Below are 10328 nucleotides of genomic sequence, written 5' to 3'. Positions count from 1 at the left end.
CCACGTGGGCCAGGTGGATGCGCGGCGCGGCCCGGACGGCCTGGACATCACCGGTGGACCCCTGGCGGACATCGCCGGCTGGGTGGTGCGGGACGCGAGCGGCTTCGGCGTCACCCCCTCGGCCGCGCGCGTCTGCACCCTGTCGCTCGCGAGCTGACGGGCCCCCTTCCCCCTCAATTCCAGACACCGCGAGGCGTCCTTCGCCTCGCATGGCCTGACACGTCCAAGCACGGGACGTGAAAGGTCATTCACTGACAGGCATTGTGCCGGGCACCGGTTCTGTGTCTCGACGAATCAGGTGTCTCAATTGAGACCGAAAGGGCCGTTCTGGCGGGGGTGTCCTTTTTTCCCGCGTTCGCCCCATTCACACTGAAGGCGTGGAGTTCAGACTGTCGGGTCGTTCCCGAGGGGCTCCACGAGGGGAGTGAGAGGCAGACCGACAACGCGACATCCGTTCCCAGGGGTGGCCCATGCTGATGAAGACTCTCGAGTCTCGGCGCGGTGGTTGGGGGCTGTATCCGACGCGGTGGAGCTGGCTGGTGGCACTCGGGGTTGTCTGCGCCATCGGCTGCGGACCGGCGGGGGAGCTCCCCGGGGAGACGGAGGAGCTGGGCAGCACGTCGCACTCCCTTCACCTGGACAACGGCCTGAGCCTCAACGGCCTGAGCCTCAACGGCCTGTCCACGAGCAGCTTCAGCAACTGGTTCCAGGCGGATCCGTCGCAGCGCGACGAGGTGATGAGGTACGTGGTGGCCTGCGGGGTGCCCTCGGGCGAGAGCCGCTCGTACACGGACCCGAGCACGCACGTCACCTATACCTGGAGCGGCATGCTGGGGCTGGCCGCGGGCTGGGCGAGCGGCAACGCGGCCACGACGGCGGAGCTGCAGGTGGTGTCGGCCTGCATGGCGGCGCACGCCAACAAGTTCGGCATCCACGTCATCGTCTCGCTGCTGGGGCTCGACGGGGCCGGCAACACCATCCCCTCTACGAGCCAGGAGCTGACGGACTACGGCGTCCAGGAGGCGTGCTTCTTCGGCAACCTCTTCGACGGGAACACCGGCACCTACGGTGGCAACGATGGCCTCTCCCTCACCAGCAGCCAGAGCAGCCCGCGCGTGTGCGGCCTCGCTGGCTCGGGGAACACGGCGCAGTGCTCGCCCATGCAGTACGTGGGCAGCTGCTCGCAGTACTGCACCCGCGATGCGACGAATACCTTCTACACCTCCTGCACCTACGGCGGCGTCACCTACCGCCCCATCACCACGCGCATCAAGGCGACGGACGTCTACAGCTGCGGTGACGGCGTGTGCCAGGCGACGGAGCGCTGCGGCACGGGCACCACACCCAATAGCTGCGCCGCCGACTGTGGCGCCTGCCCCTCGATGATGGGCGAGCTCCCGCTGCCCACCCTGCCCCTGCCCCGCCGCTAGGAGCCCGGCGTGGCGCTCGCCTCAGCGCTCCACGCGCTTGAGGGGGAACACGTCGACATCGACTCCGTCCGAGAAGAGCGCCAGCGGGGGCTCGGAAGGACGGGGGAGGCCGGCGGCGGCCAGGAGCGACTCGTCCAGGCCCTCCACGTCGGCGCCCCGCACCTGGTAGGGCGGGTGGTGCACCTGGCCGCGGAAGAGGTGGCCGCGGGCAGTGGAGTAGAGGAAGTAGCGCTCCACGAGGAAGTGCTGGAGCGTGCCCGGGGTGGAGGTGGAGGGAGCCCCTCGGGGCATGCAGCGCACGGCGCAGGTGGCGGGCGTGGGCCCGGGCCAGCGACGCTCGGAGCGGTAGGCGAAGGACTCGCCCTGGGGCCCGACGGTGAGCTCCATGCCCGCGTAGTGGTAGGGCAGCTTGAACCAGGTGCGGGCGAGCCGCACCGCGATGGCGTTGGCGGCCTCCAGGCTGAAGAACCAGACGCCCGGGTCCCTTCCCTCGTGGTGCACGTAGGTGCGCACGTTCGTCTCGTGGAAGTCCGACAGGAAGCCCACCGCGGGCAGGCCCCGGGGACGCACGCCCCGCATGGTGAAGGGCACCAGCCCCACCCACGCGCGCCCATCGAAGGTGTCGAGCGTCAGGCCCGGCGGCAGCAGCGGCGCCACCACCTCCGGCGGCAGCGACCAGTGGAGGAAGAGGAGATGCTTCCAGCTCTGGTACATCACCGGCCGCTCATCTGGCCTCCGCGTGGGGGCGATGCGATCCATCTCGAGCTCGGACACGAAGGGCCTCCAGGACGGGGCGCGAAGACTACATCGACAGGACGTGCAACCCCTCGCTGAACACGCCGCACCTCACGTCCCGGGCGCTCAACCAGGGGTCAGAAGTGCTCGCGGGCCTGGGCGAGGGTGTACTCCTGCTGAGCGGAGACGGTGGGCCCCGTTTTCTCCACGAGCCAGGCGGGAGCGCCCTGCGGCAGGTAGAAGTCCTCCTGAAAGGGGGACAGCCCCAGGTGGAGCAGGTACTCCCCGAGCAGGCCGAAGGTGAAGCGGTCTCTCACCTTGCGCGCCTGGTACTGCTCCAGCTTCTCGAAGGGGAAGGGCTCACCGGACTGGCCGAAAACCCAGCGACCGCCATCGTTCATGGCGTGAAGGGTGCGGAGGTAGTTGAGCCAGTCCGTCTGCCGCGGACCGTACAGCTCGAACATCACAGCCCCGTAGCGGCCCCTGCCCTCGCGGAGGGTGTGGGGCACCGCGACCACACGCATGCCCCGGCAGCCCAGCCTCCGGGCCATGGAGGACATGGCGCTCGCCGCATCGGTCCCCTGCCACCCGTTATCGAGGTACGCCGTCCAGGGACTGCGCGTTGGGATGAAGAGGTGCCGCCGCCTCTCCGCATCGTTCAGGGGCAGCAAGGTGGAAAGGGTCTGCTCCAGGGTACCTGAGACCGGGGACACCCCCACGGCGATGCCACGGGGCGCCAGCAATCCTCCCTGCCACGCCGCGTAGGCGCGGGCCGCGTGCTCGGCATCCGTCTCCAGAAATCCCAACTCCGAAGTGACAGGCGCCCAGCGATCCTCCAGGAGCAGGCCCTTCATGTTCTCGCTCATCCGGTGCGCCTCGCTCGTCAGGGCACGATCAGGAGGATGATCTCCGCGTCCGGATCGTTGGAGACGATGCGCGATTGGTGGCCAGGACCTCGGCCCGACGCGGGCGTGTCGTACTCCACATGGTAGCGGCGCCCGTTATAGTCGAATTGCAGGTCTGGTCGATTGGTTCCCACACGTGGGCGGTTGCCCAGCTTGAGTTGCTGCTGGTTCACCCGGAGGTTCGTGGCACCCATGTCCTGCAGGTATTGGATGTCCACCTGGACCTGCGCGTTCTGGGTGGGGCTGGAGCTGATAGGCCGGTTCGGCGGCAGCTCCCGCGGCGCTGTTGGCCCGACCACGACATCTCGAGGCAGGCGTGGGCCAGGGGCCACCCGCGGCGTCGGATTGCCGCCCGAGAGCGCCTGAACCAGGCTCGGTGAGGGTACGGCCGAGCCCGGCGCCGGAGCGGGTGCTGCCGGAGCGGGTGCTGCTGGGACAGGGGCGGGGGCGGCTTCTGAGGCGGGTGGAGCAGCTCGCGGCGCGGGTGGGCGCGATGCCGGAGCCGGGCCGCCAGGTGGCTCCTGCCGGGAGAGCGGACGGAGCTCCGGCTCCGAGCCCACCCGCAGCACCCGTGAGAAAACGCCCTGAAGAACCTTGGTGCCCGTCAGGGTCAACAACAAGACCTTCAGCTCGCGCTGGGTCGCCTGTGTCAGGTGCGTGCGCACCTCGAGCATCGTCCGGGCAATGCGCGGGGTGGCGGCCGGGGAGAAGAGAGTGGGCACGATGAGCGCGCCCCCCGCTCCGCGGTAGTAGGCATACCTCGGGTGGCTTGCTTCCGGGACTCGGGCTGCCAGTTCCTCCAGGGCGGTGTCTCGATCCGGGTAGATGGAGGCATGGAGCGGCTCGGCGCTCGTCACGCCCAGATCGACCTGGGACTCCGGGACGAGGACGGGTAGCGGCAACCCCTCGCAGTAGAGGAGATAGCCGCCCGTGGTGATGCCAAAGCCCACGGCCGTGACTCGGAGCTCGACGAAATCTCGATGCGCGCGTGGGTCGGCGGTCCGCGCGGAGACCCGGGGCAAGTGGACGCCGCCGCGGTGCAGGGCCTCCGCCTGTTGAGGCGTGGGAGCCTCGAAGTCAATCTCGACGGTTCGCGGCCCGGCGCTCGCCGTACGTGGGGAGGCCTGAGCGGAGACAGGACTGATCTGCCCGTACCCCCGAGGAGCCCTCGAGGGAGGATGCGCAGCGCATCCCGTCAGCAACAACAGAAGCGCAAGCCTGCTCAACCGATGGAGCCAGCCGGCGGTGAGTCGCACCCAACCACGATGCCGGACAGGCGCGGAAACCTGAAGGACGAGAGAGGTAGATGGCAGCGGGGACCGCGTGCGCCAAAGGGGGGTAGAAGCACACCCGGGGAATGGGTCAGAATGTTTCTCCCCCCACATTTAGTTCCCCCCTACTGAAAAATTGAAGGAGCACCGGATGCACGCAGGGCTGGAGAGCCTCGGGATCGCCGTACCGCCCACGTACGTGGAGCTGGCGGAGCTGGCCAGGGCGCGCGGTGTGGCGCCGGGCAAGTACGTGGACGGCCTGGGCGTGACGCGGATGGCCGTGCCGCTGGTGGACGAGGACACGGTGACGCTGGCGGCGCGCGCGGCGCGCATGGCGCTGGACGCGGTGGGCTGCGCTCCCGAGGACGTGGGCATGCTGGTGGTGGGCACCGAGACGGCGGTGGACCACTCCAAGCCGGTGTCCTCGTACGTGCAGGGCCTGCTGGGGCTGTCCACGCGCTGCCGCGTCTTCGAGACGAAGCACGCCTGCTACGGCGGCACGGCGGCGCTGCAGCTCGCGACGGACTGGGTGCGCTCGGGCAGCGCGAAGGGCAAGAAGGCCCTCATCATCTGCTCGGACATCGCGCGCTACGGCGTGGGCACGCCGGGAGAGCCCACGCAGGGCGCGGGCGCGGTGGCGCTGCTGGTGTCGGACAAGCCCCGGCTGCTGACGCTCGAGGCCGGCTCCGGCGTGTACGCCAACGACGTGATGGACTTCTGGCGGCCGCTCTACTCGAAGGACGCGGTGGTGGACGGGCACTACTCGGTGCAGTGCTACCTGGACGCGCTGGAGGGGGCCTACAAGGCCTGGCAGGAGACGGCCGGCAACGCGGGGGGCGAGGGTTACTCCAGCGACCGCTTCGCCGCGCTCGTCTACCACGTGCCGTACGGGAAGATGTCGCGCAAGGCGCACCGCCACGTGCGCACGCTGGACGGGGACAAGGAGCCGGATGCGAGCTTCGAGCGGCTGGTGGGCCCGAGCCTCGTGCTGCCCTCGCAGGTGGGCAACATCTACACGGGCTCCATGTACCTGGCGCTGGCGAGCCTCCTGTCGTCCTCGCGTGAGGATCTCACGGGCAAGCGCGTGGGCCTGTTCTCGTACGGCAGCGGCTCGTGCGCGGAGTTCTTCACGGGCGTGGTGTCGCCCGAGGCGCAGGCGCGCGTGAAGGCGCTGGGCCTGGAGACGCTGCTGGAGCGACGGCGCGCGCTGAGCATCCCCGAGTACGAGCAGATCATGAACGCCCGCGAGAAGCTGGACGAGAAGCCGGCCGAGGAGACTCCCGGCACGGGCTTCCGCTACCTGGGCACGCGCGACCACAAGCGCATCTACGCGCGCTGAGCCCCGCGCGGGAGCGAGGGTTCGCACGGCCCGCGAGCCCCCTGCTCGCGGGCCATCTGGCCACCGCGAGGAAGCCCCGGACGCGCCTCAGCGCGCCTGCTTCTGCGCCGGCTGCGGCAGATCCGGATCAATCGCCCGGACGATCCAATCCACCGCCTTGGCCTCCCAGTCCGGATCCTTCAGGGCGTCCAGGTAGCGCTCGTAGGCGTACACGCCCGAGGCCTTCGACAGCCGGAGGATCTGGATCAGCGCCACGGTGCTGTCCAGCACCACCACGGAGCGCTCCATGCCATGGCTGCGCAGCCACACCATGGCCTCCTTGATGACTTCCTGGGTCTCGGGCGGGTTGGCCTTCTGCGTGCGCGAGTCCACCAACAGCCCGAAGGGCTTGCCCTCCAGGGCGAGCACCCGCGGCTTCAGATCCGCGAACCAGGCACGCGCCTCCGCCGGAGTGATGTACCCGGGACCGTGAGCGCGAAAGCCGTACTCCGTGACGAAGTTCTGAGGGACAGGCATCACTTGCCTCGTGTGGCTGGGCGTGCCCCGCGTCTGGCGCAGCGGCAGGGGCTCGGAGCTTAGCGCGATCCGTCTGCCTCTCGAAAATCCGAGCGGTTAGCGGCCCCGCCCCCTCCCCTTGGCCCTCCAAGGCCCCCCGCGGGCCGCGCGCCCTACCACAGTCAAGAATCCAGCCGACCTGAAAAAATTTAATTTCCCTGTTTCCACGAATCGGGAAAGGGGGTAATTTGCGTGGAAGTCACGGTTCCGACACAACGCGTCGCGCGCACGCGCCCCTGCCGAGCCTCCCCCCGGTCCGGTCCAGGTCCACCACCCGAGTTGCTGGGGCAGCGCGTCCCCCAGACGTCCAGAAAGGGCCCCTCCGTGTCCCAGCCCGCGCTCGCCAAGGTCGCGTCGAATCCCCTGAGCCGAGGCGAGTCGGCCACCGCCGTGTACCCGCAGGGCACGCACCCGTTCCTCAACGGCTTGCAGGCCGAGTCGCTCTCCGGCCCCCGGGACGGCGCGGCGCACGCGGAGCCGGTGAAGCGCCCGGAGGAGCCCTCGACGCTGCCCGCCCTGGCGCGGCTGCGCACCTTCCGCACGCTCGAGGACGTCACGGTGGTGGAGGCCCTGCTGGCGCACCTGGAGGCGGAGCAGGTGGACGCGGTGTTCGGCATTCCCGGCGGCAACATCGCGCCGCTGGTGCAGGCGCTGCGCCGCCATGAGCGCATCCGCTTCATCATCGGCGGCCACGAGGGCGGCTCGGCCTTCATGGCGGACGGGTACGCGCGCGCCACGGGCAAGCTGGGCGTGTGCCTGGTGACGGCGGGCCCCGGGGCCACCAACGCGATGACGGGCGTGGCCTCGGCGCACCTGGATCAGGTGCCGGTGCTGACGCTCAGCGGGCAGGTGTCCACGGAGCGCTTCGGCCTGGGCGCCATCCAGGAGAGCACCGACGAGGGCGGCATCAACACGGCGGAGATGTTCCGGCACTGCACGGCCTCGAGCACCTCGGTGGTGGACGCGAAGAGCTTTCCCCGGCTCTTCGAGCGCTCGCTGAAGGTGGCGCAGGCCGTGCCGCACGCGGCGGTGCACATGAGCGTGCCCGTCAACATCGCCCGGCAGAAGCTGGCGAAGGTGAGCGTGCCCACGGCGCCGGGCGCCTGGCGCGGCACCCTGCCCTCGGCGCCGGCCTCCGAGGTGTACTCGGCCTTCGAGCTGCTGCGGCAGGCGAAGCGGCCCCTGCTGTACCTGGGCGCGGGCGCGCGCGAGGCGCTGGAGTCCCAGGGCGCGGAGTTCGCCGCCTTCGTGCGCCGCTATTGCGTGCCGGTGGCCACGAGCGTGCGCGGCAAGGGGCTCTTCTCCGAGGAGGATCCGCTGTCGCTGGGCGTGCTGGGCATCGCCGGCAGCCGGCGTGCCGAGCAGTACCTCGGCGCGGGCGTGGACGTGCTGGTGGTGCTGGGCAGCCGCCTGGGCGAGTGGGCCAGCAAGAGCTTCTCCTCGCTCTTCCAGGCCGCGAGCACCGTCGTCCAGGTGGACGCGACGCCCTCCGTCATCGGCCAGTTCCTCCAGGTGAACCTGCCCATCGTCGCGGATGTGAGCTCGGTGGTGGCGGGGCTGGTGGAGTTCGGCCAGGGCACGGCGCCGGGCAACGAGGCGCTGGTGCGCGAGCGCCGGCAGTACCTCAACGAGCTGAGCCTCGCCTACCGCGCGGTGTCCCCCCTGCCGAGCGAGGACGGGCCGCTCAAGCCGCAGCATGTGATGGCGGAGCTCAACCCGCACCTGCGCGCCCACACGGACCTGTACGTGGACATGGGCAATTGCACCGCCTGGGCCACGCACTGCCTGCGCATCACCCCGCCCACCCGCGTCTTCTACCCGTGCGGCCTGTCCTCCATGGGCTGGTCGCTGGGCGCCGTCATCGGCGGGAAGCTTGGGAGGCCGGAGAACACCGCCATCGCGCTCACCGGGGACGGCGCGTTCCTGATGAATGGGGTGGAGGTGCTGACGGCGGTGCGCTACCGGGTGGGCGCCGTCTACGTCGTGCTCAACGACAACTACCTGGGCACGGTGAACCACGGCGAGCACGTGCAGGCCCGGGACGAGAACCCCCTGGACGACCCGTACTTCAGCCTGGGAGACCCGGACCTGGTGAAGTTCTCCGAGTCGCTGGGTGCCCACGCCTACGAGGTGACGAAGCCGGGCGAGCTCGCGCGGCTGCTGCCCCAGGTGCTCCAGCGCGCGGACGAGGAGCGCCGCCCGCAGGTCATCGTGTGCCACATCGACTACCGCGAGGTGCCGCCGTACGGGGACCGGTTCGCCTCCGTGGCCTCGGCCCCGCTCACCGAGGGCTGAGCGTCGGGCCCGGGTCGGGGTACAGTCCGGCGCGGGGTGGACTTCGCCCCCCCTCCGGAGCCCGGAATGACCCAACCCCCCGCCACGACGCTCGCCAGCGACCCGGCCGCCCCCCTCGCCTCCCCGGAGCAGCGGAGCTTCTTCGGCCACCCGCGCGGGCTGTCCACCCTCTTCTTCACCGAGCTGTGGGAGCGCTTCAGCTTCTACGGCATGAAGGCGCTGCTCTTCCTCTTCATGACGGCGGCGGCGGAGAAGGGGGGCCTGGGCTTCGACACGACCAAGGCGGGCGCCATCTACGGCCTCTACACCGCGGGCGTGTACCTCACGGCCATGCCGGGCGGGTGGCTGGCGGATCGCATCCTCGGCCAGCGGCGCGCGGTGCTCTTCGGCGGCATCATCATCGCGCTGGGCCACTTCAGCATGGCGCTGCCCGGAGTCTTCTTCTTCTACCTGGGGCTCTTGCTCATCGTGGTGGGCACGGGGCTGCTCAAGCCCAACATCAGCGCCATGGTGGGAGGCCTCTACCCCGAGGGAGGCGCGAGGCGGGACGCCGGCTTCTCCATCTTCTACATGGGCATCAACATCGGCGCCTTCATCGCGCCGCTCGTGGTGGGCACCCTGGGCGAGCAGGTGGACTGGCACCTGGGCTTTGGCCTCGCGGGCCTCGGCATGGTGTTCGGCGTCATCCAGTACCTGATCGGCGGCCGGCACCTGGGTGAGGTGGGCCAGCAGCCCAAGCGCGTGGAGGCACGCCCCGGAGCGCCGGAGCAGCGCGGCACCTCGCGCGGGCTGGGCCTCGCGGTGGTGGGGGTGCTGGTGGCCCTGCTGGTGGTGCTGCAGGGGATGGGGGTGGTGGACCTCACCACGGCGGTGGGCCTGTCGCGGGCGGGCGGGCTGCTCATCGTGTCGCTGGCGCTCGCCTTCTTCGCCTACATGTTCACCGCGGGCGGGCTGGACGCCTCGGAGAAGCGGCGGCTGGGCGTCATCGGCATCCTCTTCATCTGCTCGACGCTCTTCTGGGCGGGCTTCGAGCAGGCGGGCTCCTCGCTCAACGTCTTCGCCCGCGACAGGACGGATCGGGTGCTGTTCGGCTGGGAGATTCCGGCGAGCACCCTGCAGGCCATCAACGCGCTGTTCATCATCCTGCTGGCGCCGGTGTTCGCCTGGCTGTGGGTGAGGCTCAACAAGCGGGGCCGCGAGCCCTCCAGCCCGGCCAAGTTCTCGCTGGGGCTGGTGTTGATGGGGCTGGGCTTCGGGGTGATGGTGGTGGCGTCGCTGGCGACGGCGGGAGGCCACAAGGTGAGCCCGCTGTGGCTGGTGCTCACCTACCTGCTGCACACCCTGGGCGAGCTGAGCCTCAGTCCGGTGGGGCTGAGCACGGTGACGAAGCTCGCCCCGCCCCGGGCGGTGGGGCAGATGATGGGCGTGTGGTTCATGTCCATGTCGCTGGGCAACCTCATCGCCGGACAGCTGGCCGGTCAGGTCGAGACGCTGCCACTGCCGCAGCTCTTCGGCGCGGTGGCCGCCACCGGCGTGGCCGCGGGCCTCATCCTCGCCCTCTTCGTGCGCCCCATCCGCCGGATGATGGGCGGGGTGCACTGAGGCAGCGGCCTCAGCGCGAGGCCATGAACTCGGCGGCGGAGTCGAGGAACCTCAGGACAGCCTTCCGGTGGTCGCCCTGGTAGTCGCGCAGGTATTTGACATGCCACCCCTCGCCCCGGTTCTCCGTCTGGGCGTCCCGGAGCCAATCCTGGAAGGGCTCCACCGTCAGGTCTTCACGCTCGTTGAAGACCGTGTT

General features: G+C 70.1%; 8 protein-coding genes and 1 pseudogene. 4 read left to right on the top strand and 5 right to left on the bottom strand.

The window, feature by feature from the left end; translation table 11 throughout:
- The first annotated feature begins 470 nt into the window (after positions 1-470).
- Complete coding sequence (locus tag VF697_RS32600) at positions 471-1430, top strand: hypothetical protein (RefSeq protein ID WP_331101085.1); 960 nt, start codon at positions 471-473, stop codon at positions 1428-1430.
- A gap of 21 nt (positions 1431-1451) precedes the next feature.
- Here VF697_RS32600 and VF697_RS32595 read toward each other — a convergent pair whose 3' ends face one another.
- The 3 genes from VF697_RS32595 to VF697_RS32585 form a co-directional block, all read right to left on the bottom strand.
- On the bottom strand, positions 1452-2204 hold the full coding sequence (locus VF697_RS32595) for a DUF2071 domain-containing protein (protein ID WP_331101083.1): 753 nt from the start codon (positions 2202-2204) through the stop codon (positions 1452-1454).
- A gap of 98 nt (positions 2205-2302) precedes the next feature.
- A complete protein-coding gene (locus VF697_RS32590) occupies positions 2303-3031 on the bottom strand; it encodes a hypothetical protein (RefSeq protein ID WP_331101081.1) in 729 nt (242 codons plus the stop codon).
- 17 nt (positions 3032-3048) lie between these two features.
- On the bottom strand, positions 3049-4020 hold the full coding sequence (locus tag VF697_RS32585) for a hypothetical protein (protein WP_331101080.1): 972 nt from the start codon (positions 4018-4020) through the stop codon (positions 3049-3051).
- A 472-nt stretch (positions 4021-4492) separates the two neighbouring features.
- Here VF697_RS32585 and VF697_RS32580 point away from each other — a divergent pair, with 472 nt between their 5' ends.
- Positions 4493-5680 (top strand): hydroxymethylglutaryl-CoA synthase, encoded by a 1188-nt coding sequence (locus VF697_RS32580; protein ID WP_331101078.1) that lies wholly within the window; start codon positions 4493-4495, stop codon positions 5678-5680.
- Between the two features lie 87 nt (positions 5681-5767).
- Here VF697_RS32580 and VF697_RS32575 read toward each other — a convergent pair whose 3' ends face one another.
- Positions 5768-6196, bottom strand: coding sequence for a hypothetical protein (locus VF697_RS32575; protein ID WP_331101076.1), 429 nt, complete (start codon positions 6194-6196; stop codon positions 5768-5770).
- A gap of 363 nt (positions 6197-6559) precedes the next feature.
- Between VF697_RS32575 and VF697_RS32570 the strand changes: the two genes are divergently transcribed.
- Both VF697_RS32570 and VF697_RS32565 read left to right on the top strand, forming a co-directional pair.
- Complete coding sequence (locus VF697_RS32570; protein ID WP_331101075.1) at positions 6560-8530, top strand: thiamine pyrophosphate-binding protein; 1971 nt, start codon at positions 6560-6562, stop codon at positions 8528-8530.
- Between the two features lie 66 nt (positions 8531-8596).
- The gene (locus tag VF697_RS32565) at positions 8597-10132 is read left to right on the top strand and encodes a peptide MFS transporter (protein WP_331101073.1); all 1536 of its coding nucleotides are present in this window, start codon (positions 8597-8599) and stop codon (positions 10130-10132) included.
- 10 nt (positions 10133-10142) lie between these two features.
- Here VF697_RS32565 and VF697_RS32560 read toward each other — a convergent pair.
- Positions 10143-10328 (bottom strand): annotated as a pseudogene (locus tag VF697_RS32560) (hypothetical protein); the annotation flags it as partial.

Source organism: Archangium sp. (genome assembly GCF_036388035.1).
Classification (GTDB): domain Bacteria; phylum Myxococcota; class Myxococcia; order Myxococcales; family Myxococcaceae; genus Archangium.
Note: the sequence above shows the minus strand (reverse complement) of the source record. Positions and strands in the feature narration are given on the sequence as shown.